Origin of the sequence: Latilactobacillus curvatus JCM 1096 = DSM 20019 (genome assembly GCF_004101845.1) — a bacterium.
Taxonomy (GTDB): domain Bacteria; phylum Bacillota; class Bacilli; order Lactobacillales; family Lactobacillaceae; genus Latilactobacillus; species Latilactobacillus curvatus.
In genome coordinates this window covers 1,153,880-1,179,416 of the sequence record NZ_CP026116.1, presented here as the reverse complement: position 1 = coordinate 1,179,416, position 25,537 = coordinate 1,153,880, and the positions used below count along the sequence as shown (strand labels likewise).

Genomic DNA, 25,537 nt, shown 5'->3' with positions numbered 1-25,537 from the left:
TTCAGAATACGACCTTGTTTCAAGGGCAAAGCGTGCTATACTTATTTTATTAAATATCACGCTTAAGTGATTAAAAGTTTGACGAGTTCAAACGACCATTTAGGAGGACGTAGTTTTATATGGCAGTTGAAGTTGGTTCAAAAGTTGCTGGTAAAGTAACGGGCATTACGAATTTTGGTGCTTTTGTAGATTTAGGTGAAGGCAAAACCGGGTTGGTACATATTAGTGAAGTGTCCGATAGTTATATCAAAGATATTCATGATGTTTTAACCGTTGGTGATGAAGTCACGGTGAAGGTTATGTCAGATCAAAACGGTAAGATTGGTTTATCAATCCGCAAAGCCGTTGATCAACCTAAAGTGCAAGAACATCCGCGCCCTCAAAGTCGTCCAAATAATAATCGCGGTGGATATCGCAAACCAGAGCATTCAAGCGCACCTAAAAAAGAAGGCTTTGATGATTTATTATCAGGGTTCTTAAAAGATAGTGAAGATCGCTTATCAACGATTAAACGGAATACAGAAGGTAAACGTGGTGGCCGTGGCGGCCGTCGCAGTTAATAGAACAAATTGATAAAGGTTGGCTTGAAAGTTTAGTGATAGACTTTCGGGGCAACCTTTATTTCATTTCAAGTCTGTGTTGGAGAGGAATCGGTATGTTAGAACAAGCATTTCAAATACATCTTCAAAAAGAGCAGTTCTGGCAAGCCGGCGACAAGGTTGTGGTGGCAACGTCAACGGGAGTCGATTCAATGGTTTTATTGTGGTTATTGACTCATCTGCCCCAAAAACAACGACCCCAAGTCGTTGTGGCTCACGTTAATCATGAATTGCGTGCGCAAAGTACGGCTGAAGAAAAATATTTAACCCAGTTTTGCCGATTGCATGCCATCCCGTTACGCATTCAACATTGGCCAAAAGCGAGTCATCCTGAAACAGGGGTTGAAGCGGCGGCACGTCAATTTCGCTATGCTTTTTTTGATCAAGTCATGCGAACCGAATCGGCGCATTACTTGGTGACCGCGCATCACGGCGACGATCAACTAGAAACCTTGCTCATGAAATTAGTTCGTAGCGGTGAATTGCATGAAATGCGGGGGATTCGGCAAGTCAGACCGTTTAAAACGGGGACGTTAATTCGCCCGCTATTACCTTTTAGTAAGCAACAACTGCGTGATTACGCTGATCAGATTGGTTTGAGGTATTACGAAGATCAAACCAATCAGGAACAAACTGTTCTTCGTAATCGGATGCGACATGCGGTGGTGCCACTTTTAAAACGAGAAAATCCACACTTGATTCAAAATGCCAATCGGTTCAGTCAAAGTCTGACCCAAATGGTGGCACACCAAGATGATCTAACCGCGGCGTTACTGCCATTGTTGGCAATCAAAAAACAGCCGGCGGCAATTGAAGGGCGTTTAGACCAACTCGATGGCTTGAACCAGACACAACAAAGGGCGCTCTGGCAATTGGTGTGGCAACGATATTTCAAGACTTTACCGGCGTTAAAGGCAGCCCAGTTAATGCAAGTGCAACAATTGTTGGCGAACCCGCAGAAACCGCAAGGCCAAGTGGCATTGAACAATGGCATCATTTTTGAAAAGCAGTATCGGTGTTTTCGGATTGGTGTCCACCAAATAGTGGATTCTTTGGTCAAAACACGAACATTAGCGATTAATGAATGGCTGCGGTTAAAAAATGGCGAACAAGTTGGTGTTTTCGATATCGACCATCTACCTAATCAAGTTCAACGGCAACAGGTCGTTTGGTTAGCACCAGAGGAATGGCCACTGCAACTCAGGGCGCTACAAGCAACAGATCGAATAATGCTTGATAAGGCACACCACAAAACCATTCAACGGTTATGGATTGATACTAAAACCCCACAGGCAAAGCGCCAAAATGCATGGGCGGTTTGGACCCCAAATCAATTGCTTGGCCGGCCGGATTTACGGATTTCGGCGTTGTTTAATCGCGAACAAACTGGTAAAATACGGTACATACTATGTTATTTAGATGATTAAGCAAATTACGGAGGCTGGCACAATGTTAGAAAAAGATATTGAACGCGTATTATATTCAAGAGAAGACATTCAAAAGGTTAATCAGCGCTTAGGAAAACAAATTACAGCGGATTATCAAGGTAAAAACCCGTTATTAATTGGTATTTTAAAGGGTGCGATCGTCTTCATGACAGATTTGATTCGCGAAATTGACCTCCATGTTGAAATCGACTTTATGGATGTGTCAAGTTATGGTGCTGAGACCATCTCGTCAGGTGAAGTTAAAATCATCAAAGATTTAGATACGAGTGTTAAAGGCCGCGACATTATCATTATCGAAGATATTGTAGATACTGGGCGCACGTTGAATTACTTAATGGCAATTCTTAAAACACGTCAAGCAAACTCAATTAAAGTCTGCACGTTAATGGACAAACCAAGCCGTCGAATTGTGCCAGTTCATTCGGATTATGTTGGGATGGAAGTCCCAAATGAATTCGTTGTGGGGTACGGATTGGACTATGCCGAACGATACAGAAATATGGGAACAATTGGCGTTTTGAAACCTGAAATTTATTCGGGTAAATAAATGGTCAATAAAAGTCAGATATGTTATAGTTTAACAGTGTCAAAAGGACACTGTGTCACAAATGATGAGAAGCTTCAGGAGGTCACGTATGAACAACAAAAAGAATGGACTGTTTAGTAATAGTCTGTTTTACATTATTATCTTAGTGGCTTTAGTCGGTGTGTTCTCGTTCTTCATGAACGGTAACGCTGGATCAGAGTCTAAGGAAGTTCAATCAAGTACATTTTTAAGTGAATTGAAGACCAATAAGGTCAAGTCATTCTCAATTCAACCAACGAATGGTATTTATAAAATTTCTGGAGAATATCGTAAAGCACAAAAAACAGAACAGCCTAAAAAGAATCTTTTAGGACAAAAAACAAAAGCAAGATCAGTTAAACACTTCACAACAACCTTATTACAAAGTGATTCACAAGTTGGGGCAATGACCAAGTTAGCTGACAAATCAGCAACCAAGGTTGAAACCCTTCAAGAACCACAATCTGGTTGGTGGGTAAGTATTTTAAGTCTTGTATTGCCATTGATCATCATGTTTGGTTTATTCTACATGATGATGGGCCAAGCGGGTCAAGGTGGCGGTCAAGGCGGTCGGATGATGAACTTTGGTAAGTCCAAAGCTCAAAAAGCCGACAAGAAAGCTAATAAAGTACGTTTCTCTGATGTCGCTGGTGCGGAAGAAGAAAAACAAGAATTAGTCGAAGTTGTTGAATTCTTAAAAGATCCACGGAAGTTTGCTGCATTAGGGGCTAGAATTCCAGCGGGTGTTCTTTTAGAAGGACCTCCAGGTACTGGTAAAACCTTATTAGCTAAAGCCGTTGCCGGAGAAGCAGGTGTGCCATTCTTCTCAATCTCTGGTTCTGACTTCGTTGAAATGTTTGTCGGTGTCGGTGCAAGCCGTGTCCGTGATTTATTCGAACAAGCCAAAAAAGCAGCCCCATCAATTATCTTTATTGATGAAATTGATGCTGTTGGTCGCCAACGTGGTGCCGGCATGGGCGGTGGGCACGATGAACGTGAACAAACATTGAACCAAATGTTAGTTGAAATGGATGGGTTTACGGGGAACGAAGGCGTCATCGTCATCGCTGCTACTAACCGTTCAGATGTCTTAGATCCAGCGCTTTTACGTCCAGGTCGTTTTGACCGGAAGATCCTAGTTGGTCGTCCAGATGTTAAGGGCCGTGAAGCCATCTTGAAAGTCCATGCTAAGAACAAACCTTTAGCCGATGATGTTGATTTGAAAGAAATTGCGCAACAAACCCCAGGGTTCGTTGGTGCTGATCTTGAAAACTTATTGAACGAAGCTGCTCTAGTAGCCGCTCGTCGTAGCAAGACCGATATCGATGCTTCTGATGTTGATGAAGCTGAAGATCGTGTGATTGCGGGTCCTGCTAAGCGGGATCGCGTGATTAATCCTAAAGAACGTGAAACCGTGGCTTACCACGAAGCTGGTCATGCGATCATTGGTTTAGTTCTTAGTGATTCTCGTGTTGTTCGGAAGGTAACAATTGTCCCTCGTGGCCGTGCTGGCGGATATGCCATCATGTTACCGAAGAATGATCAGTTCTTAATGAGTAAGAAAGAATTAACAGAACAAATTGTTGGGTTACTTGGTGGTCGGACAGCTGAAGAAATTATTTTCAACTCTCAATCAACTGGTGCTTCTAACGATTTCGAACAAGCAACGGATATTGCCCGCGGGATGGTTACTCAATATGGGATGACTGATAAGCTCGGGACAGTGGCCCTTGAAAAAGAAGGTCAACCATTCGTTGGGGCAGCTTACGGTCAAGGCCCAGCCTTCTCCGAAACAACTGCGGCTGCAATTGATAGTGAAATTCGTCGGATTATTGACGAAGCACATCAACAAGCACACGAAATTATTGAAGCGCACCGTGAACAACATAAGTTAATTGCGGAAATGCTCTTGAAGTACGAAACATTAAACGAAAAAGAAATCTTGAGCTTGTTCAATGATGGTAAGATGCCAGAAAAGAACGCTGAAGAATTCCCAAGCGAAAAAGCAGCTACTTTTGAAGAAGCTAAGAAGGCGCTTGAAGCAAAAGAAGCCGCAAAAGAAGATTCAGAAAAAGAAACTGATAAAAAGGATGTGACAATCACACCTGATGAAGATGATCAATCGACACCAGCTGAGGATAATCAACATCCAGACGATGAAGCATAAATTGTTACACCAAAAAGGTCGACACGATTAGTGGTCGACCTTTTTGCATCAATCCATAAAAGAGGTTATTTAGATGACAGATTATTTAATTAAACAAATTTCAGAAGATGGCCAACTTCGTGCTTATGCAGTGAACGCAACTGATGTTGTAACGGATGCGCAAGAAAAACATGACACATGGTCAACTTCATCAGCAGCGTTTGGGCGGACGATTGTCGGCACCCTTTTATTGAGTGCCGCTGGCTTAAAAGGTGATACGAAGATGACAGTCAGAGTTGAAGGTGACGGCCCAGTCGGGAAGATTGTTGTCGATGGGAATGCGCAAGGCACAGTTAAAGGGTATGTGACGAATCCACACGTTAACCTACCATTGAACGACAAAAATAAAATTGACGTTAAAGGTGGCGTTGGGACAACTGGTACGTTGAGTGTCACGAAAGATCTTGGCTTAAAAGAACCGTTTACCGGTCAAGTACCATTGGTATCAGGAGAATTAGGTGAAGACTTTACTTACTACCTTGCTAAATCAGAACAAACACCATCTGCAGTTGGCGTTTCAGTCTTCGTTAATGAAGATAACTCAATTGGTGTCGCTGGGGGCTTCATGATTCAAATTCTCCCAGGGGCGGATGACCGGTTAATCGATATCTTAGAAGCGCGGCTGAAAGAAATGCCGCTGGTGTCTGAATTACTCCAACAAGGGATGAGCCCAGAGGAAATTATCACTGAAATTGTGGGCGAACTCCCAATGAAGACGTTAGAAAAAATACCTGTTAAATACGAATGTGATTGTTCAAAGGATCGGTTTGCAAAGGCACTCAGTTCTGTTGCGCCAGCGGATTTACAACAATTAATCGATGAAGACCACGGTGCTGAAGCGGTTTGTCGTTTCTGTGGCAAGCAATATCAATTTACAGAAGCAGAACTAAAGGCAATTTTAGCCGCGCAATAGAATAGTCGCAAATTTTTGCCTGAATACTATTTTTTTGCTATGATAATTTGGATATTGTCGGAAGACACGAAGGGAATGGGTTGGCATTATGACATGGCAAATAGGAGACGTGACGATTCCAAATCAAGTAGTCGTCGCACCAATGGCTGGTATTACAAACGCAGCATTTCGCGTAACTGCAAAGGAATTTGGCGCAGGTTTAGTGGTCTGTGAAATGATCAGTGATCGCGGAATTATGCACAATAATCAAAAGACAATGGGGATGATGTTTGTTGATCCGAACGAACATCCAGTTAGCATCCAAATTTTTGGTGGTTCAAAAGACACCTTAGTGGAAGCCGCTAAATTTGTGGATCAACATACACAAGCTGATATTATTGATATCAACATGGGTTGTCCAGTGAATAAAGTCGTTAAGACAGATGCTGGCGCGCGTTGGTTATTAGATCCAAATAAGGTTTATGAAATGGTCTCATACGTGACAGACGCCGTGAAGAAGCCAGTAACGGTTAAGATGCGGACAGGCTGGGATGAAGATCATATTTTCGCTGTTGAAAATGCACTTGCTGCCGAACGTGCTGGTGCTTCAGCACTTGCAATGCACGGTCGGACACGGAAACAAATGTACACCGGGCAAGCAGACTGGGACATTTTAAAACAGGTTAAATCTGAATTAACGATTCCATTTATGGGTAACGGTGATGTCCGGACACCACAAGATGCTAAACGTATGCTAGACGAAGTGGGTGCTGATGCTGTCATGATTGGCCGGGCTGCGCTCGGTAATCCATGGATTTTAAGCCAAGTGGAAACCTACTTACGAACAGGTGAATTGATTGCTGAACCAACCCCATGGGAAAAAATTGCAACGGCCAAGTTACAATTACACCGTTTAGTCGAACTTAAAGGTGAAAATGTGGCTTGTCGTGAATTCAGACAACAAGCTGCCTATTACTTGAAAGGGATTCCTCGTGCGGCTAAGACCAAAGCGGCGGTTAACGAAGTGGAAACGGAACAAGCCGTTGGCGATATTTTAGACCGCTTTGTAGAAGAAACCGAAGCGAGAATGGCAAATTAGGTTCCTTATGTTGGTGTTTTCGTGTTAAAATCAACATTAGTAGATAATTGAATGTATGGAGGAATTGTCAGTTGGGACAAAAAGATAATCAAAGAGAAATGAACGACCAACTAAAGGTCCGGCGTGAAAAGTTACAATTGTTAAAAGATGAAGGAATTGATCCTTTTGGTAGTCGTTTTGATAGAACACATATGGCTGCGGAATTACACAGTGAATTCGAAGCAATTGAAAAAGACGATTTAGATGCTAAGAATCTAGAAGTCACAATTGCAGGGCGGATGATGTCTAAACGGGGGAAAGGGAAAGTTGGCTTTGCTGACATCCGTGACCGTTCAGGTAAAATCCAAATTTACGTGCGTAAAGATGAAGTTGGCGAAGAAAACTATTTAATTTTCAAAAAGGCTGACTTAGGTGATCATTTAGGGATTACTGGGCAAATTATGAAGACTGACATGGGTGAGTTAACTGTTAAAGCAACGCACCTGACTTTCCTATCAAAAGCATTACGACCATTGCCAGATAAGTTCCATGGTTTAACCAACGTGGAACAAATCTATCGTCAACGTTACTTAGATTTAATCGCAAATCCAGAGAGCTTGGATCGGTTCACGAAACGCAGCAAGATTATTTCTGCTGTCCGTGAATATTTAGATAACAATGGCTTTACTGAAGTTGAAACACCTGTCTTGCATGGTCAAGCTGGTGGTGCATCAGCACGGCCATTTATTACCCATCACAATGCGCTAGACATAAACTTGTACTTGCGGATTGCGCTTGAACTTCATTTGAAACGATTAATCGTTGGTGGGATGGAACGTGTCTATGAAATTGGCCGCGTATTCCGGAATGAGGGGATTGATACGAAACACAATCCTGAATTTACGATGCTAGAAACATATGCTGCATACTTTGATTATAAAGACGTTATGGATGAAACAGAAGGGATCATCCGATTTGCAGCGCACAAGGTTTTAGGAACTGGTCAGATTTCATATCAAGGACAAGCGATTGATCTTGATGGTGATTTTGGACGGGTTCACATGGTCGATGCAATTAAGGAAAAGACGGGTGTCGATTTCTGGCAACCAATGACGGTTGAAGCAGCGCGTGAATTAGCTGATCAACACCACGTGAAGTATGAATCATACTGGCAAGTGGGGCACATCATTAATGCGTTCTTTGAAGAATTCGTGGAAGATACATTGGTACAACCAACCTTCATCTATGGTCATCCAGTTGAAATCTCACCATTGGCTAAGAAGAATGCTGAAGATGATCGTTTCACAGACCGTTGGGAATTATTTATGCACGGTAACGAATATGCAAATGCCTTTACTGAATTAAACGACCCTATCGATCAACGTGAACGGTTTGAAGCACAAGCTAAAGAACGTGAAAATGGGAACGATGAAGCCGAAGGAATCGATGAAGATTACATCGAAGCATTGGAATACGGAATGCCACCGACTGGCGGACTTGGAATTGGGATTGATCGGTTAGTCATGTTACTGACAGATGCCGCATCAATTCGAGATGTCTTATTATTCCCAACAATGCGTCCAGACAACAATAATAACGATTAAGATTAACTAAAGCCCGCAAACAGACGATTTGCTTGCGGGCTTTTTTTATTGAAAAAAATTGGGATTATAAAAAGTTTTTTTAGTGTATTTTGTGGGTGAATAAGCTTCAACTTTCGGTATATTATGTTGTTTGCGCGAGTTGTTCGTTTAATAGTTCATTTATTTGCATAAATTGCGGATACTAGCGACTGTTTAGATTATGAAAGTTCATAAATAACAGTTGAGATTAATAGTTGACGAAAGGCTGTAGAGCTGATATAGTAGTCTATGTTGTCAGCGAGATAAAACATTGTTGCTAACGAGTCAGGTAATTAAATCAGTTTGAATATTTATTCAAAAAGTATTTAAAAACGCTTGACAGTGTTCGTTAGAAATGGTATATTAATTAAGCTGTTTCAACACAGTAGATCTTTGAAAACTGAACAAAGTTTCGACAAACCAAATGTGTAGGGTCGCCCTTCGGGGCACAAAACATATTTGCAAAGTCAATTTCGCTAGCAAATAAATTAAGTAACAAAACAAGAGCTACAAACTTTTAATCGAGAGTTTGATCCTGGCTCAGGACGAACGCTGGCGGCGTGCCTAATACATGCAAGTCGAACGCACTCTCGTTAGATTGAAGAAGCTTGCTTCTGATTGATAACATTTGAGTGAGTGGCGGACGGGTGAGTAACACGTGGGTAACCTGCCCTAAAGTGGGGGATAACATTTGGAAACAGATGCTAATACCGCATAAAACCTAGCACCGCATGGTGCAAGGTTGAAAGATGGTTTCGGCTATCACTTTAGGATGGACCCGCGGTGCATTAGTTAGTTGGTGAGGTAAAGGCTCACCAAGACCGTGATGCATAGCCGACCTGAGAGGGTAATCGGCCACACTGGGACTGAGACACGGCCCAGACTCCTACGGGAGGCAGCAGTAGGGAATCTTCCACAATGGACGAAAGTCTGATGGAGCAACGCCGCGTGAGTGAAGAAGGTTTTCGGATCGTAAAACTCTGTTGTTGGAGAAGAACGTATTTGATAGTAACTGATCAGGTAGTGACGGTATCCAACCAGAAAGCCACGGCTAACTACGTGCCAGCAGCCGCGGTAATACGTAGGTGGCAAGCGTTGTCCGGATTTATTGGGCGTAAAGCGAGCGCAGGCGGTTTCTTAAGTCTGATGTGAAAGCCTTCGGCTCAACCGAAGAAGTGCATCGGAAACTGGGAAACTTGAGTGCAGAAGAGGACAGTGGAACTCCATGTGTAGCGGTGAAATGCGTAGATATATGGAAGAACACCAGTGGCGAAGGCGGCTGTCTGGTCTGTAACTGACGCTGAGGCTCGAAAGCATGGGTAGCAAACAGGATTAGATACCCTGGTAGTCCATGCCGTAAACGATGAGTGCTAGGTGTTGGAGGGTTTCCGCCCTTCAGTGCCGCAGCTAACGCATTAAGCACTCCGCCTGGGGAGTACGACCGCAAGGTTGAAACTCAAAGGAATTGACGGGGGCCCGCACAAGCGGTGGAGCATGTGGTTTAATTCGAAGCAACGCGAAGAACCTTACCAGGTCTTGACATCCTTTGACCACTCTAGAGATAGAGCTTTCCCTTCGGGGACAAAGTGACAGGTGGTGCATGGTTGTCGTCAGCTCGTGTCGTGAGATGTTGGGTTAAGTCCCGCAACGAGCGCAACCCTTATTACTAGTTGCCAGCATTTAGTTGGGCACTCTAGTGAGACTGCCGGTGACAAACCGGAGGAAGGTGGGGACGACGTCAAATCATCATGCCCCTTATGACCTGGGCTACACACGTGCTACAATGGATGGTACAACGAGTCGCGAGACCGCGAGGTTTAGCTAATCTCTTAAAACCATTCTCAGTTCGGATTGTAGGCTGCAACTCGCCTACATGAAGCCGGAATCGCTAGTAATCGCGGATCAGCATGCCGCGGTGAATACGTTCCCGGGCCTTGTACACACCGCCCGTCACACCATGAGAGTTTGTAACACCCAAAGCCGGTGAGGTAACCTTCGGGAGCCAGCCGTCTAAGGTGGGACAGATGATTAGGGTGAAGTCGTAACAAGGTAGCCGTAGGAGAACCTGCGGCTGGATCACCTCCTTTCTAAGGAATAATACGGAAAACCTTGTACATTTGCGAAGTCGAAACTTTGTTTAGTTTTGAGAGGTCTACTCTCAAACTTTGTTCTTTGAAAACTGGATAATAAGTAATATATTAGTTTTAAAAGCCGAGAAAACATTGCGTTTTAAAGAGTTTTTTAATAGAAATATGAATTAGTTCATATCGCTAAACTCAAATAATAACCCTTTACCGTAGGTAAAGTTAGGTTAAGTTATAAAGGGCGCACGGTGGATGCCTTGGCACTAGGAGCCGATGAAGGACGGTACTAACACCGATATGCTTCGGGGAGCTGTAAGTAAGCTTTGATCCGGAGATTTCCGAATGGGGGAACCCAATACCTTTAGTCGGGTATTATCATTAAGTGAATACATAGCTTAATGAAGGTAGACGCGGGGAACTGAAACATCTAAGTACCTGCAGGAAGAGAAAGAAAAATCGATTCCCTAAGTAGCGGCGAGCGAACGGGGAAGAGCCCAAACCAAGAAGCTTGCTTCTTGGGGTTGTAGGACAGAACATTGGAGTTACCAAGTTAAGTTGTAATCGAATCAGCTGGGAAGCTGAGTCAAAGAGTGTGATAACCACGTAGATTAAACAACTTAACCTCCGTTCTGGATCCTGAGTACGGCGGAACACGTGAAATTCCGTCGGAATCCGGGAGGACCATCTCCCAAGGCTAAATACTCCCTAGTGACCGATAGTGAACCAGTACCGTGAGGGAAAGGTGAAAAGCACCCCGGAAGGGGAGTGAAATAGATCCTGAAACCGTGTGCCTACAATTAGTCAAAGCTCGTTAATGAGTGATGGCGTGCCTTTTGTAGAATGAACCGGCGAGTTACGTTTATATGCGAGGTTAAAGTGAAAAGCTGGAGCCGTAGCGAAAGCGAGTCTGAAATGGGCGAGTGAGTATATAGATGTAGACCCGAAACCAAGTGACCTACCCATGTCCAGGTTGAAGGTGTGGTAAAACACACTGGAGGACCGAACCCACGTCAGTTGAAAATGGCGGGGATGAGGTGTGGGTAGCGGTGAAATTCCAATCGAACTTGGAGATAGCTGGTTCTCTCCGAAATAGCTTTAGGGCTAGCCTCGGAATATTGGATCATGGAGGTAGAGCACTGTTTGGACTAGGGGCCCGTCATGGGTTACTGAATTCAGATAAACTCCGAATACCATTGATTTAGTTCCGGGAGTCAGACTGCGAGTGATAAGATCCGTAGTCGAAAGGGAAACAGCCCAGATCACCAGTTAAGGTCCCAAAATTTATGTTAAGTGGAAAAGGATGTGGCGGTGCACAGACAACTAGGATGTTGGCTCAGAAGCAGCCACCATTTAAAGAGTGCGTAATAGCTCACTAGTCGAGTGCCGCTGCGCCGAAAATGTACCGGGGCTAAACATAATACCGAAACTGTGGGTGGACACGTAAGTGTCCGCGGTAGGAGAGCGTTCTAAGGGCGATGAAGCTAGATCGTAAGGACTAGTGGAGCGCTTAGAAGTGAGAATGCCGGCATGAGTAGCGAAAGATCAGTGAGAATCTGATCCACCGTATGACTAAGGTTTCCTGGGGAAGGCTCGTCCTCCCAGGGTTAGTCGGGACCTAAGGCGAGGCCGAAAGGCGTAGTCGATGGCCAACAGGTTGAGATTCCTGTACTAGTTTATTTTGTTTGAACGATGGAGGGACGCAGGAAGCTAAGGAATGCACACGACTGGAAATGTGTGTCTAAGCAACAAGTCTTGAGTTGAGTGAAATGCTTGATTCTTTAAGGACAAGTTGTGATGGGGAGCGAAATTAAGTAGCGAAGTTCCTGATGTTACACTGCCAAGAAAAGCTTCTAGTGAGAAATAAACTACCCGTACCGTAAACCGACACAGGTGGTCGAGGAGAATATCCTAAGGTGAGCGAGTGAACTCTCGTTAAGGAACTCGGCAAAATGACCCCGTAACTTCGGGAGAAGGGGTGCTGACCGTCAGGTCAGCCGCAGTGAATAGGCCCAAACAACTGTTTATCAAAAACACAGGTCTCTGCAAAATCGAAAGATGACGTATAGGGGCTGACGCCTGCCCGGTGCTGGAAGGTTAAGAGGATGAGTTAGCGTAAGCGAAGCCCAGAATTGAAGCCCCAGTAAACGGCGGCCGTAACTATAACGGTCCTAAGGTAGCGAAATTCCTTGTCGGGTAAGTTCCGACCCGCACGAAAGGCGTAATGATTTGGGCACTGTCTCAACGAGAGACTCGGTGAAATTATAATACCCGTGAAGATGCGGGTTACCCGCGACAGGACGGAAAGACCCCATGGAGCTTTACTGTAGCTTGATATTGAGTGTTTGTACAGTTTGTACAGGATAGGTAGGAGCCGTAGAAATCGGAACGCTAGTTTCGATGGAGGCGTTGGTGGGATACTACCCTAACTGTATGACCACTCTAACCCGCGCCACTTAGCGTGGCGGGAGACAGTGTCAGGTGGGCAGTTTGACTGGGGCGGTCGCCTCCTAAAGTGTAACGGAGGCGCTCAAAGGTTCTCTCAGAATGGTTGGAAATCATTCGTAGAGTGTAAAGGTATAAGAGAGCTTGACTGTGAGATTGACAAATCGAGCAGGGACGAAAGTCGGACTTAGTGATCCGGTGGTTCCGTATGGAAGGGCCATCGCTCAACGGATAAAAGCTACCCTGGGGATAACAGGCTTATCTCCCCCAAGAGTCCACATCGACGGGGAGGTTTGGCACCTCGATGTCGGCTCATCGCATCCTGGGGCTGTAGTCGGTCCCAAGGGTTGGGCTGTTCGCCCATTAAAGCGGTACGCGAGCTGGGTTCAGAACGTCGTGAGACAGTTCGGTCCCTATCCGTCGCGGGCGCAGGAAATTTGAGAGGAGCTGTCCTTAGTACGAGAGGACCGGGATGGACATACCTCTGGTGTACCAGTTGTGCCGCCAGGCGCATCGCTGGGTAGCTATGTATGGACGGGATAAACGCTGAAAGCATCTAAGTGTGAAGCCCCCCTCGAGATGAGATTTCCCATTCCTTTATGGAAGTAAGACCCCTGAAAGATGATCAGGTAGATAGGCTAGGAGTGGAAGTACAGCGATGTATGGAGCGGACTAGTACTAATCGGTCGAGGACTTAACCAAAGGTGCAATGTTAGGCTTTTGAAATGAAATATTACTTATTATGCAGTTTTGAGAGAACGAAGTTCTTCTCAGTGCGCAAGCACAAAATAGTGTGGTGGCGATAGCAAGAAGGATACACCTGTTCCCATGTCGAACACAGAAGTTAAGCTTCTTAGCGCCGATAGTAGTTGGTGGGAAACTACCTGCGAGGATAGGACGTTGCCGCGCTTTTTCATTCCGGTTTAGCTCAGTTGGTAGAGCGCATGACTGTTAATCATGATGTCGTCAGTTCGAGCCTGACAACCGGAGTCATTGAACGGTTGAGAATTTTCAATCGTTTTTTATTTCGGCCCGTTGGTCAAGTGGTTAAGACACCGCCCTTTCACGGCGGTATCATGGGTTCAAATCCCGTACGGGTCATCAATAATGCCGGCTTAGCTCAGTTGGTAGAGCATCGGTATCGTAAACCGAGGGTCACAGGTTCGACTCCTGCAGCCGGCATCAATAGCATGTTTCTACCAAGTGCTAATCGGGATAATCAGCATTGTACTGACGTTTTGTTAGTATAATGCTTTTTTAATATTCAATTTGATTGAAAAGCAACCACTAAAATAGCCAGTTACGATTTTCGTAACTGGCTATTACTTATTGTTCATTTGCCCATTGCCATAATAGAATCTGAGTGCGTCCAGTCATTTTTTCATTGGCTAAGATCGTCTGTGCTTCAGCACGATTAACCCACAGGATACTTAAGGCTTCATCCACTTCAAGTGTACGGTCTGTTTGTTTAGCTTGATCAAGAGTACAGATTGCTAGACTAACGGCGCCATCAGTAAGGCCTGGTGAGGAATAACTTGGCGCAAAGCAATGTTCAACCTCAATAAGAGAGTAACCTGTTTCCGCCATTAACTCACGGGAAATGGCTTGTTTAATCGACTCAGTTGGTTCAACTAAACCGGCGGGATTACCATAGACAAAATCATTAAGGGGCTGTCTAAATTGTTTAGTCAGTAAGACCTGTGAGTGATTTTGATTGTAGCAGAACATTGCAACCGCTGAGGCATTAGCTGGTCGTTTTAAAGTCTCGATGGTTAAGTTAGAGTCACGACTGACAAAATGATAAGGCATTAAATCGCCGTGTTCATTTTGATACATTGCTTCGTAGTAAGTTAGCCAACGATCAGGTCGTAATGGAATAAGAGATGTTAGTGTAAAAGGGTTCATCGGAATCAGCTCGCTTTCTATTAGTTCATTGTACTACTGTTTAAAGGCAACAAACCAGTTTTCTAAGAACATGTTAGGTATCATGAGCATTTTCTCATTTAAGAATAAGCATTAGTCATTTTGAATCATAAAATAACTTATTTTAATGAAAAAATCAGTGCAAACAATGCAGTTAATGTTGAAAAAAGAATTGATTTAAGATTAAAATAAGATTATAATAGCCCTTATAGATTCTAAGCGAATGATAAGAGACTTCTTGTATAGATGAGTCGATTCAATTTAATAACTATCAAATTCTTAGTTTCCGTAATAATAAAGTTTTAAAGTGGGGTATTACAATGGAAGAGAAACAAGAAAAAACATTCTTTGGGCAACCGCATGGGCTATCAACACTGTTCTTCACTGAAATGTGGGAACGGTTTAGCTACTACGGGATGCGTGCAATTCTATTATTCTATATGTATTTTGCTTTAGATAAGGGTGGTCTTGGCTTTGACAAGACGACTGCAATGTCTGTGATGGCAATCTATGGTTCGATGGTTTACCTAGCCAGCGTTGTTGGTGGTTGGTTAAGTGATCGGATCTGGGGGAGCTTCAAAACCGTCTTCATCGGTGGTGTCTTGATTATGTTAGGCCATATTGCCTTAGCAATGCCGATGGGTGCGACAGCTTTATTTATTTCAATTGCTTTGATTGTTGCAGGGACTGGGTTATTAAAACCTAACGTTTCTGAAATGGTTGGTAGTTTGTATAGTGAAAATGATCGTCGCCGTGATGCTGGTTTCAGTATGTTCGTCTTCGGGATTAACTTGGGCTCATTTGTCGCTCCAATTCTTGTTGGGGCTGTCGGTCAAAAAATTGATTTTCACTTAGGCTTCTCATTAGCCGCTGTCGGGATGTTCTTTGGTTTAATCCAATACTACCGCGGTCGTTCTCAATTCAGTAAAGAAAATTCAAAACCTAATGATCCAATTGCGCCAGAAGAATTATCAAGCGTTATTCGTAAAATTGTGATTGGTGTTGTGGTCGTCGTTGCCGTAGTATTAGGTATGCAATTTACAGGCAACTTAAACATTGATAACATTGTCTTGATGATTTCAATCATTGCGATTGCATTACCAATTGTGTACTTCTCACGGATGTTGGGCAGCAAGAAAGTGACTAAGAAGGAACGTTCACGCGTTATAGCTTATATTCCACTCTTTATTGCAGCTGCTATTTTCTGGGGAATTGAAGAATCTGGCTCCGTTGTTCTGGCTTTATTTGCAGAAGATCGGACAATTCTAAACATTGGTGGGCATAGCTTAGCTGCATCAAATTTCCAATCATTGAATCCATTATTTATTATGCTTCTAACGCCATTCTTTGTATGGTTATGGAGTGCTTGGAAGAAACAACCATCTGCACCTGGTAAGTTTGCTGTTGGTTTAATCTTCGCTGGTTTATCATACATGTTTATGGCACTTCCTGGATTATTACACGGTACCGCTGGCCGAGTTAGCCCATTCTGGTTAATCGGTTCATGGTTCATCGTTGAAATTGCTGAAATGTTAATTTCACCAATTGGGTTGTCAATTACAACAAAATTAGCGCCAAAGGCATTCCAATCACAAATGATGAGTATGTGGTTCTTAGCAGATGCTGCGGGCCAAGCAATTAATGCACAGCTTGTGCGTTTATATTCACCACAAACAGAAATTAGATATTTCTTAGGGATTGGGATTGTGAGTGCAATCTTCGGGATCGTCTTAATCTTCTTCGTTAAACCAATTCATAAGTTAATGGAAGGCGTTAACTAAATATTAGAAAAAATCTTGATTATTTATGCAATAATCAAGATTTTTTTTGCATTTTGGGGTTGATTTTTCTGTCAGAATTTTGTAAACTAATATAGTTGAATCGATGAGATGAAACGTATGGAGGAGTAGCGAAGTGGCTAAACGCGGCGGACTGTAAATCCGCTCCTTCGGGTTCGGTGGTTCGAATCCACTCTCCTCCACTTGATTGGGCTATGGCCAAGCGGTAAGGCAACAGGTTTTGATCCTGTCATGCGCTGGTTCGAATCCAGCTAGCCCAATACTTTAAAGACATCTTGCTAAGATGTCTTTTTTTGTGTCCTGGATTGACTTTCCTCCGCTCGTTCGGTATCCTTGGATAAATAAAAAAAGGGGTGGCAGAATGAAAATTGGATTTATTGGTGTCGGTAACATGGCACAAGCAATGATTAAAGGCTTAGTGAAAGCTAATCAAGTCGCAACAACGGATATTTTAGTGCATGGCGGACATCCGGCGAACTATGCGGATTTTGTGGCTGAACAACGGATTACAGCTGTTGCGGATAACAATTCAGTGGTTGAACAAGCCGATATCGTTTTTTTAGCGGTAAAACCATATATTGTGCCACAGGTTTTAGCAGAAACAAATGCAGCCTTTAAAGCACATCAACCATTGATGGTTTCAATGGCAGCAGGTTTATCACTTGATAAATTAGCAGAACAATCTGCCGCAGATTTACCAATTCTACGCATCATGCCAAATGTTAACGTGGCCAACCGTGCAGGGATTGCAGCTGTTGTTGGTAACGAACAAGTCAATGCAGACCAATTGGCTCGTGTGAAAGATGTCCTTGCACAACTGGGGGGCGTGGTTGAAATCGGCGAAAAAGATTTCACAACTTTCAGTGCGCTTGCCGGTAGTTCACCAGCATTTGTTTACCTATTCATTGATTCAATGGCGCGGGCCGGCGTTAAACACGGTTTAACAAAGAAAGCCGCAACTGAAATTGCAGCCCAAGCTGTTTTAGGGAGTGCCCAAAACGTGCTTATGAGTGATGATTCACCTTGGGACTTAGTGGATCAAGTTTCATCACCAGGTGGCACAACCGTTGCTGGCTTGTTAGCAATGGAAGAAGCCGGCTTAATGACAGCAGTGGTTAAAGGCATCGACGCAACAATTGCGAAGGATTTAGAAAGCCAAAAATAGAGTGCTCTCAAGCATGTAAAAAGCGTAACCTGATACAAATACTGTATTGGGTTACGCTTTTTTATATTATTTTGTAAAGTGGACCATCTCATGACAGAGTTGGTGGGTGAGTAAGCTACTTTCTAGTGGGATAGGATTTGCGCCGTTAGTTTCAAGGGCAGTAATAAACGCATCAATCATTGGCGCAAAGCCCCGCGTTTCAAGCGTAGGCGTCCAGTCAGCTGCAGTTTGAATACGACTGTCTTCTGCCGCTTGTGTTGTGTAGCGCGTTAGATTATCGACAGTGAATAACCCGTGTGGTGTCTGGAGACTTGCAATTTCTTGATTGGTACCACTTTGCATATTTAAAGTCGCGCTGATTAATTGGCGCGGTGTTTCAATGGTTAATTGCGCGAGTTGTAAATTGCCGTTTGCATCCTGCTGACAGTATGGACGGATTTTGTAATTGGTACCTAGTGAATCAGCCAAGAAAAGCGCCGTATCAATGGTATGAATCATCAGGTCATAAATGGCAAAGGGCGTTGGTTGGCTCGTTGCCACGCGTGTTTTAGTGATGTTGATCAGTTGTTTATCGGGTAAGTGATTTAATTTTTGCAAAAATGGGGCAAAACGGCGGTTGAAGCCGACCGTTAAGAGCCGTTCTTTGCTAGCCGCGAGTTTGTATAATTCGGCGACTTCCAGTGGATTTTCACTTAAGGGTTTATCGACAAAAACGTGTAAACCATGGAGCAAGGCCTGTTTAACATATTGATAGTGGGTTGCAGTTGGGGTGTGAATGAAAACTGCGTCGAGTGGTTGTTCGAGTAATGTGTCAAATGATAGGCAGCCACTTTCTAAATGATATTGCGCTTGAAGCTGCGCTAATTTAGCCGGTTGGCGCGTACATAAGACCCAATCGACCCGGTCTTGCATCTGCGCCATTACAGGTAAATATGCTTTTTGTGCAATGTTTCCTAGTCCAATAACACCGATTTTTAACATCGTTAAACTCCTTAATATGAATGGATAAATATAGTATAGCAAATTAACAAGAAAACGGTTCAAAGTTTAGTCGGAATCCCTTGTTATTTTGGTCTATACCATTTATACTAGAGGTAATTTAAAGATAGAGGTGGATGGATAATGGCAGTAAAAGTATTAAAACATGCGGTAATCTATACAGGTGACGACGTTATCGAAGACGGTTATATTCGTTTCGATGATAAAATTTTGGCAGTGGGCCCAATGTTCGACTACAAGGCACAAGCTGGCGAAGAAATTCAAGACGTTAAAGGCAAGACAATCATTCCTGGCTTTATTGACGTTCACTGTCACGGTGGTTATGGTTTTGATGCAATGGACGGCGATGCTGACCAAATCGACGAAATGGCAACTAAGATGATGCAAAATGAAGGGGTCACAACCTTATTTGCAACAACGATGACGCAATCAAACGAAAACATTGCTAATGCTATGCGCGGTGTTAAAGCAGCGGCTGAAAAGAACCCATTAATTCAAGGTGTTCATTTGGAAGGCCCATTCATCGCACCAATCTTCAAGGGTGCTCAACCAGAACAATTCATTAAAGATCCAGACGTTGACTTATTGGACGAATGGAATAAGTTATCAGGTAACCGCGTGCGTTTAATTACTTATGCACCAGAAGATCCTGGTTCAAAAGCATTCGAAGACTACTGCTTAGCACACAACATCGTGCCTTCAGTTGGTCATAGTAATGCAACGCGTGAACAAATGCTTGAAAGTAAAGCAACGCATGTTACCCATTTATACAATGCCCAACGTGAATTCAAGCACCGCGAACCTGGTGTTACAGGTCACGCAATGTTAGAAGACAACATGTACGCTGAATTAATCGCTGATGGTTTCCATATCGTGCCTGACATGATTAAATTAGCTTACGAACAAAAAGGTGCAGAACGGATCGACCTTGTGACTGATTCAATGCGGGCTAAAGGGATTGCTGAAGGCGAAAGTGAATTAGGCGGCCAAAAAGTCATTGTTAAAGACAAACAAGCTCGCTTAGAAGATGGCACTTTAGCCGGATCAGTGTTAACATATATCGATGCCTTCAAGAACATCCAAACATTCACAGGTTGTGAAACGTTTGAAGCCGTTATGATGTCAAGTGTCAACCAAGCCGAAGAATTTGGCTTAACACAAAAAGGTAAATTAGAAGAAGGTCGGGATGCTGATTTCAACATCTTAGATCATCAACAAAACTTAGTCGCAACTTACAGCTTTGGGAACGGCTATCAACATTAATATTTAGGAGTGTGTCCCATGGAATCACCTGTTTATATTCAAATTCATAATCAACTCAAAAAGGATATTGAAGCCGGCAAGTGGTCGATTGGAGATCGAATTCCTTCAGAACGGGAGCTTGCTTTAAATTTCGAAGTGTCGCGAATGACGTTACGACAAGCCGTTCAAACATTAGTCGACGAAGGAATTTTGGAACGCCGCATCGGGGCCGGGACATATGTCGCTAACCAAAAGGTGCAAGAAAAAATGTCCGGCGTCACTAGTTTTACCGATCTAATGACTGCCCAAGGTAAGCAGCCATCTAGTAAAACCATTTCGTTCCACATTGCCAACCCATCACTTAGCGAAGCTGAAAAGCTCCAGTTAAAAGATGGCGAGCAGGTGCTCCGCATGGAACGGATTCGCTATGCCGACAATGTGCCCATCTGTTTTGAAGTGGCAACCGTGCCACAAAGCTTAGTTGCAGATTTCAGTAAAGCTGAAATCACGTCTTCCTTCTATAAAGCATTAGCCGAAAAAGGGGGCTACGAAATGGGCGGCGCACAACAAACCGTCTCAGCCCAACTCGCCTCAGAACGAATTGCCGAATATCTCGACATTAAGCGTAATGGCCCAATCTTGAAATTACGACAAGTTTCCTTCTTATCAAACGGCGAACCTTTCGAGTATGTCCGCACCCAATATGTGGGCGAACGATTTGAATTTTATTTGGAAAGATAACTACGGAAAAGCACAAGATGTTACCCATTAAATCGGGGTGCATTTTGTGCTTTTTTTGGGTATAATTAGACTGAAAATAAATTGGTAGATAAAAAAAGGTGACTGAATGGTTAAAGTTATTAAGAAAAATAATAAATTAATAGGTATTATCATTTTATTCGTTGTACTAAGTATTTTTTATACTTATTTGATGGCACCCCAGCATACATTAATTGCTCGCGATAGTTTAGATGGTTATTTTCATCTGAATCGCGCTTTATCATTAAGACATATTTGGTATTCTCCAATCAATTTTAATGATTGGGGCGGTGTTGGAAATGCCACAGCATTATTCTATCCATGGTTGACAATTTACCCGATGCATTTATTGACAGTAATATTCGGACCGGTGTCTGGATTTTTACTATTTCTAACCTTAGTAACTTTTTTAACACTAGTTTCTAGTTATATATCAGCAATTAAATTCTCAGGGGAACAGTTATTTGGCATATTATTTGCATTGATTTATACTTTTTCTTTCATTCGTAATTCTAGTGTAATGTACCGTTGGGGGTTAGGTGAATACATTGCTTACATATTTATACCGCCGTTATTTTTGTGCTTTTATAATTTATTACGACAACAGCCAAAACAGTTACGTTGGGTGATTATTTTCTTTAGTCTTATTTTGTATTCTCATGTACTTTCTATTGTAACGACTAGTTTTGGTTTATGCTGTGTTTTATTCAGCTTTTTAGTTCAAAAAAAATTTAATCGTACTTACTTAATCTATATAACGAAAAAATTTTTGTTATTTGTAGCTGGTTGTTTGACTATGACAATGGCTTATTGGGGACCAATGTTGGAACAAAAAAGATTTCAAACGATTAATATGCCTCAACCATTTGATTTTAAGCAAGTAACCAAGAGCTTAGAACAATTAATTAGGTATTCATTTTCATTAGATTTTAGAACCTATACGATAGGGATTGTTTTTCTGAGCACGGTGGTAATAATACTTATGACAGTCTGGTTAGAAAAAACATTATATCGAACGATAGGGATAATTTCACTAGTGATTTTAATAATGACTACGACGGTTATACCGTGGTGGGCATTGCAGCAAACACCAGTCAGCATTATTCAATATCCTGGTCGTTTTTTAAATATTTTTTGCTTTTTTGTAGCACTTTATTTAGCGCATTTATGTTCAGTTGGGGCTAAATATATGGGAAAGTTCTGGAGATTAGTTCCGTCGTTAGTCATAATCATTTTGATGATAACGTTGATTTCAGGTGCTAGAATTCTTTGGCATGCCCAGACATCAGTTCCCCCTGAATTATCAGTAATCAGAAATAATGATTTAAATAAAATCAAACGCTTTAGACAAAAAGATTACTATCCTAAAGCGGCTCTTTTAAATACAGAACATCTAATAGTTAAAAAAGAATACAATGGTGGTCAGATTAAACCAATGAGAATCATTAGTAAGGATCATTTTAAAATGACGGTTAAGTCAACTAAGAATAGTAAAATTAAATTACCAATTCTTTATTATAAAGGAATTATTACTAGAATTAATAATCAAAATACCGTACCTGATAGAACAAAATTTGGGACAGTAAGTCTTAATTTGAAAAAAGGGATTAATCAAATTGATGTCAGTTATGGATATACAGTGGTCGCTAAAATTAGTTTTTTAATCAGTTTTTTGACAGTATTTTGTTTATTTTCAAACCAGTTTATTATCGAAGAGTAACTGCCTAAATAATTAAAGATGTGAAGGAAAATATTTAAATATTTCTTAAGATATGCTATATTTTTATAGGAACTGAAAAAGTGGGGGGATTTATTTGAAGAAAAGAAGCGTGGGGGTCACTATTATTTTAATGAGCTTACTGTTGGTTGCTTGTGGGAATAAAACTGATCAGGCCAAGGTAAGTTCTAGTAAAAAAAGTGTAACGGTACAAAAAAACGAAAAGAGCAGTACTAAAAAATCGGCGACAAGTTCAAGTGCTCAATCGACAACTTCTGGGAAAAATACGGATGGAAAATTTCAATATTCAATACTTGGTACCTGGTATAGTAACGATACTAAAGTTACATATAATGAAGATGGCACAATTGTTCAGGTATCGGATGCGAGTGGTATGACTAACCGGGGGACCTATCAAATTTTAAAGGAAACGAAAGATAGTTTGATTATTGAACAAATACTTAAGGTTAAAAATGCTGGTAAAGACAAGCAGCAAGAAACATTTAAGTTTACCGATAAAAATCATTTTAATGACGGGCTAGTCGATTGGAAAAAATAGGGAGTTTACGTATTGAATAAAAAGAAAATTTCACTAATAATGGTCAGTTCCATTGCTTTATTGCAGGTGATCAGTGCGCATTCTGCTGAAGCAGCTACTCAAAATGTGAGTCAAGCCAACGTTGTATCTAAGCAGCTGACGAGTACAAGTCAATCAGAGCTTACTACGAGTGCTAGTAATCAAGTATCAAGTTCAGACCAGTCGAGTGCTTTAACTCAGTCTGACACACAGAGTAACACTCAAGCTGCTAGTAGTAGCTCTGCTCAATCGGTACAGGAGACCCTAAAGGGTGAAACAAAAGCGGCACAAGTGTCTGGATTGACGCAGATTACAAATATTCAAGGTAAAATTAGAGTTAAGAATAAACAGGGAACAACATTAATGGATGAGAAAACCGGTGCTAGAACTAGAGTACTGGGATTTAAGTCAGCCTGGTTAATCAGTAAAAAAGCAATCGATAAATCTGGTCAGGTTTGGTATAAAGTTAGTGGCACAGAATATATTTTAGCAAAAGATGTCTTTTTATACGGAACCAATATGATGGTTTCAACCTCAAATATTAAAGGCATTGTAAAAGTCAAAGCAGCCCAGGGAACTGCTATGGTTTCTAATTCTGGCGAGATGTTCCGCTACTTAGGCATGAATTCCAGATGGCAAACTTTCCGAAAAGGGACTGATGTCTTTGGGGATGTTTGGTATATGGTCTCAACAAATGCTTATATCCGTGCTAGTGACTGTTATTTAGAGGGTCAATCAGTATTTCATAATCCCCAAAAAATTGGAACGGTAACGCTGTCAATCACTAACGGTGCTGGTGGTAATCTTATGACAAATAATGGACAAATCACTCGTAAGTTACCTTATAAGTCCAATTGGTTAGCTTCTTCAACAGTCCAAGCCGCTGATGGGACAGTTTATTATAAGGTTAGCGGAGAAGAATATCTTTCTTCAAAAGATGTGAGAGTGTTAGATGGTACCGAAAAACACATTAATAACATTCAAGACCAAAAGGGAATTGTTACTGTTTTAAATAATAAAGGAACAGATACTAGAAATTCAGTTGGTAAAGTCAATGGTCATTTGAAGTATCAAACCCGCTGGCAAGTTAGCGGTATTGGTACAGATGGTTATGGAACTAAGTGGTACAAAGTTAGTTCAGATCAATTTGTCAATGCTAACGAAGTCACAAATCAACAAGAAAGTATGTTTCAACGTTTTGAAGGATATTCTGGTGTGCTGATGGTTTCAAACTATAATGGCGCTGTTACGCGCGATAGCCTCAATAATAAAGTTAAAAATCTACCAGTATATTCTAGTTGGGTGATCACTCAAAAGGCAATTGATAAGACTGGTGCCATTTGGTATAGAGTTGGAACTAATCAATACGTTTCAGCTGCTGATATGCATGCTAAAACGATTACAGTTAATAAAGATATGATTAGTGGACTACCTAATAATACTAGTTCCAATGAATTTATTGTTGCACATGAATCTGGTACACCAGCTGAAGCAAGTAACCCTAATGCATTAGAAAATGAAGTTGCTTACATGAAAGATCACTGGACCAGTGCATACGTTACTCATTGGGTTGGTCACGGTGGTCGGATTATTCAGACAGCACCAGTAGGACGGATGAGCTGGGGATGTGGTCCAACAGGAAATGGTAAGGCTTTTGCTCAAGTAGAGTTAGCGAGAACTAACGACCAAGCAACGTTTGCAAAGGATTATCAGGCATATGTACGGTTGCTAAGATTCCTGGCTGACCAAGCAGGAATATCATATAAGCTTGACCAAGATGGAAAAGGCATTAAAACACATCTTTGGATTTCTAATGCTTATCATGAAGTTGATCATGTTGATCCTTATGGGTATCTGCAATCTATGGGTGTTTCTAAGGCAAAATTCGCACGTGATTTAGCTAATGGTATTTAAGTAAATATCATGTTAATGTATTTTAGAAATATCAATAGAGCTTGAAGTTAAAGGGCCTCATAATTGTTGGACAAAGAGTCTAATAATTATGAGGTTTTTTTTGCAAGTTCTAAAATTAATTCGAACAGAAAAAGCCCAAAGTAATCTCTTAGTAATGATTGTAATTTAATCCAATCATAAAGGAGGATATTACTTTGGGCACTCTTAACACAATTCTAACGTGGACGATTAGGACAACTTGACTTTGAAGGTAGTATTAAGTTATGGGCGCTGCTAAATCAACTATTCACTATGAATTACAACGTATTCACTCTTATAATGCTGAATTAGGCAGCTTGATGTCAAATTAAAACGAAAAGCTTACGGTCGCTATCCAATTTTAAACCCTGATAAACAACACTTGATTGAAAATTAAGATTTACCTGATCACTTGAAATGATTGCTAATATGTTTAATTTTGGATTGGTTTCATTTATCATCGGCTTAATACTGATCAACTCAAATTT

At 41.9% G+C, this 25,537-nt stretch carries 16 protein-coding genes, 5 tRNA genes and 3 rRNA genes; 22 read left to right on the top strand and 2 right to left on the bottom strand.

Annotated features, from left to right (window positions below; translation table 11 throughout):
• Positions 1–119: 119 nt before the first annotated feature.
• From LCU_RS06150 to LCU_RS06090, 13 genes are all read left to right on the top strand, one after another.
• On the top strand, positions 120–560 hold the full coding sequence (locus LCU_RS06150) for a S1 domain-containing RNA-binding protein (RefSeq protein WP_004270775.1): 441 nt from the start codon (positions 120–122) through the stop codon (positions 558–560).
• A 95-nt stretch (positions 561–655) separates the two neighbouring features.
• Positions 656–2,026: a tRNA lysidine(34) synthetase TilS gene (gene tilS, locus LCU_RS06145; RefSeq protein WP_056966726.1), complete on the top strand. Its 1,371-nt coding sequence runs from the start codon at positions 656–658 to the stop codon at positions 2,024–2,026.
• 22 nt (positions 2,027–2,048) lie between these two features.
• On the top strand, positions 2,049–2,594 hold the full coding sequence (gene hpt / locus LCU_RS06140) for a hypoxanthine phosphoribosyltransferase (RefSeq protein WP_004270773.1): 546 nt from the start codon (positions 2,049–2,051) through the stop codon (positions 2,592–2,594).
• A gap of 88 nt (positions 2,595–2,682) precedes the next feature.
• Positions 2,683–4,779: an ATP-dependent zinc metalloprotease FtsH gene (ftsH, locus tag LCU_RS06135; RefSeq protein ID WP_056966724.1), complete on the top strand. Its 2,097-nt coding sequence runs from the start codon at positions 2,683–2,685 to the stop codon at positions 4,777–4,779.
• A gap of 73 nt (positions 4,780–4,852) precedes the next feature.
• On the top strand, positions 4,853–5,731 hold the full coding sequence (gene hslO, locus LCU_RS06130) for an Hsp33 family molecular chaperone HslO (RefSeq protein ID WP_004270767.1): 879 nt from the start codon (positions 4,853–4,855) through the stop codon (positions 5,729–5,731).
• A gap of 88 nt (positions 5,732–5,819) precedes the next feature.
• Positions 5,820–6,809, top strand: coding sequence for a tRNA dihydrouridine synthase DusB (dusB, locus tag LCU_RS06125; RefSeq protein ID WP_004270768.1), 990 nt, complete (start codon positions 5,820–5,822; stop codon positions 6,807–6,809).
• Positions 6,810–6,880: 71 nt separating this feature from the next.
• Positions 6,881–8,392, top strand: coding sequence for a lysine--tRNA ligase (gene lysS, locus LCU_RS06120; protein ID WP_162255691.1), 1,512 nt, complete (start codon positions 6,881–6,883; stop codon positions 8,390–8,392).
• A gap of 535 nt (positions 8,393–8,927) precedes the next feature.
• Positions 8,928–10,497, top strand: a 16S ribosomal RNA gene (locus tag LCU_RS06115).
• A gap of 222 nt (positions 10,498–10,719) precedes the next feature.
• Positions 10,720–13,638, top strand: a 23S ribosomal RNA gene (locus tag LCU_RS06110).
• A gap of 90 nt (positions 13,639–13,728) precedes the next feature.
• Positions 13,729–13,845, top strand: a 5S ribosomal RNA gene (gene rrf / locus LCU_RS06105).
• Together the 16S, 23S and 5S rRNA genes with 3 tRNA genes alongside form the textbook arrangement of a ribosomal RNA operon.
• Positions 13,846–13,853: 8 nt before the next feature.
• A tRNA-Asn gene (locus tag LCU_RS06100) sits at positions 13,854–13,926 on the top strand.
• Positions 13,927–13,965: 39 nt separating this feature from the next.
• Positions 13,966–14,037: transfer RNA gene (locus LCU_RS06095), tRNA-Glu, on the top strand.
• Between the two features lie 8 nt (positions 14,038–14,045).
• Positions 14,046–14,118, top strand: a tRNA-Thr gene (locus LCU_RS06090).
• 144 nt (positions 14,119–14,262) lie between these two features.
• Here the strand turns inward: LCU_RS06090 and LCU_RS06085 are convergent.
• Positions 14,263–14,841 (bottom strand): NUDIX hydrolase, encoded by a 579-nt coding sequence (locus LCU_RS06085; RefSeq protein ID WP_235805455.1) that lies wholly within the window; start codon positions 14,839–14,841, stop codon positions 14,263–14,265.
• A gap of 338 nt (positions 14,842–15,179) precedes the next feature.
• On the opposite strand from LCU_RS06085, the gene LCU_RS06080 reads away from it, so the two are divergent.
• From LCU_RS06080 to proC, 4 genes are all read left to right on the top strand, one after another.
• Positions 15,180–16,640 (top strand): peptide MFS transporter, encoded by a 1,461-nt coding sequence (locus LCU_RS06080; RefSeq protein WP_056967110.1) that lies wholly within the window; start codon positions 15,180–15,182, stop codon positions 16,638–16,640.
• A 119-nt stretch (positions 16,641–16,759) separates the two neighbouring features.
• Positions 16,760–16,840: transfer RNA gene (locus tag LCU_RS06075), tRNA-Tyr, on the top strand.
• A gap of 6 nt (positions 16,841–16,846) precedes the next feature.
• Positions 16,847–16,918: transfer RNA gene (locus LCU_RS06070), tRNA-Gln, on the top strand.
• A 101-nt stretch (positions 16,919–17,019) separates the two neighbouring features.
• Positions 17,020–17,823 (top strand): pyrroline-5-carboxylate reductase, encoded by an 804-nt coding sequence (gene proC, locus LCU_RS06065; RefSeq protein ID WP_056966783.1) that lies wholly within the window; start codon positions 17,020–17,022, stop codon positions 17,821–17,823.
• Positions 17,824–17,889: 66 nt separating this feature from the next.
• Here the strand turns inward: proC and LCU_RS06060 are convergent, their stop codons facing one another.
• The gene (locus tag LCU_RS06060) at positions 17,890–18,804 is read right to left on the bottom strand and encodes a Gfo/Idh/MocA family protein (protein WP_056966780.1); all 915 of its coding nucleotides are present in this window, start codon (positions 18,802–18,804) and stop codon (positions 17,890–17,892) included.
• Between the two features lie 141 nt (positions 18,805–18,945).
• On the opposite strand from LCU_RS06060, the gene nagA reads away from it, so the two are divergent.
• From nagA to LCU_RS06035, 5 genes are all read left to right on the top strand, one after another.
• Complete coding sequence (gene nagA / locus LCU_RS06055; protein ID WP_035187159.1) at positions 18,946–20,085, top strand: N-acetylglucosamine-6-phosphate deacetylase; 1,140 nt, start codon at positions 18,946–18,948, stop codon at positions 20,083–20,085.
• Positions 20,086–20,103: 18 nt separating this feature from the next.
• Positions 20,104–20,805, top strand: coding sequence for a GntR family transcriptional regulator (locus LCU_RS06050; RefSeq protein ID WP_039099505.1), 702 nt, complete (start codon positions 20,104–20,106; stop codon positions 20,803–20,805).
• 106 nt (positions 20,806–20,911) lie between these two features.
• A complete protein-coding gene (locus LCU_RS06045) occupies positions 20,912–22,543 on the top strand; it encodes a glycosyltransferase family protein (RefSeq protein WP_056966778.1) in 1,632 nt (543 codons plus the stop codon).
• Positions 22,544–22,637: 94 nt separating this feature from the next.
• Complete coding sequence (locus tag LCU_RS06040; protein ID WP_056966777.1) at positions 22,638–23,099, top strand: hypothetical protein; 462 nt, start codon at positions 22,638–22,640, stop codon at positions 23,097–23,099.
• A gap of 12 nt (positions 23,100–23,111) precedes the next feature.
• Entirely contained in the window at positions 23,112–25,031 is a 1,920-nt protein-coding gene (locus tag LCU_RS06035; RefSeq protein WP_056966775.1) for a peptidoglycan recognition protein family protein, read from the top strand.
• Positions 25,032–25,537 lie beyond the last annotated feature (506 nt).